The 676-nt window shown below is 67.3% G+C and carries 1 pseudogene and 1 other annotated feature; the pseudogene reads right to left on the bottom strand.

Annotation, left to right across the window (positions count from 1 at the left end):
* Positions 1 to 598: pseudogene (locus ACSBPG_RS32015) on the bottom strand (IS3 family transposase); the annotation flags it as partial.
* Positions 420 to 536: a sequence feature (AL1L pseudoknot), on the bottom strand. Its footprint overlaps the pseudogene before it by 117 nt.
* Positions 599 to 676: the final 78 nt, after the last annotated feature.

The raw sequence follows: 676 nt of genomic DNA, 5'->3' as shown, positions 1-676 counted from the left end.
CGTTCGTTCCGTTCCTCCTTTCTCTTCAGCATTCCAGACATACGCACCCCGGACCATCCGGGTCGAGGCGCACCGTACGTGAAATCCGCGACCCACAGGGCATTCGGGCGCGGCGCCCGGAACTGCCGGTTCACCCGGTCAGCGGGGCATGGTGCCGTCCGGTCACTGATCGTAGTGCGCACCGCCCTGCCGCGCATCGCCCCTTTCAGGCCCATTTGCCGCATCAGCCGGGACACCGTGCAGCGCGCCACGTCGAGCCCCTCCCGCCGCAACTGCCGCCACACTTTCCGCACCCCGTAGACCTGGAAGTTCGCATCCCAGACCCGTCGGATAGCCAAACTCAGCTCCGCGTCGCTTCGCGCGCGGGCCGGCGCCTTGGCCGGATCGGCCGTCCGGGCAGCATGGGCGTAGTAGGTGGACGGGGCGATCGGCAGCACTCTGCAGATCGGCTCGACCCCGTGGATGGCGCGGTGCTCGTCGATGAAGGCGACCATTTCCTGAACGGGCGGTCGAGCTCCGCCTGGGCGAAATATGCCGACGCCTTGCGCAGGATCTCATTCGCCTGGCGCAGTTCCCGGACCTCCCGCTCCAGCGCCTTGTGTCAGGCGACACGTCAAACTGCCCCCCTGGCGCCACGAGGATCTGCCCCCCTTGAGAGAAGGGGAATTGAGGGATG

The organism is Azospirillum sp. ST 5-10, assembly GCF_051225715.1.
GTDB lineage: Bacteria > Pseudomonadota > Alphaproteobacteria > Azospirillales > Azospirillaceae > Azospirillum.
Note: the sequence above shows the minus strand (reverse complement) of the source record. Positions and strands in the feature narration are given on the sequence as shown.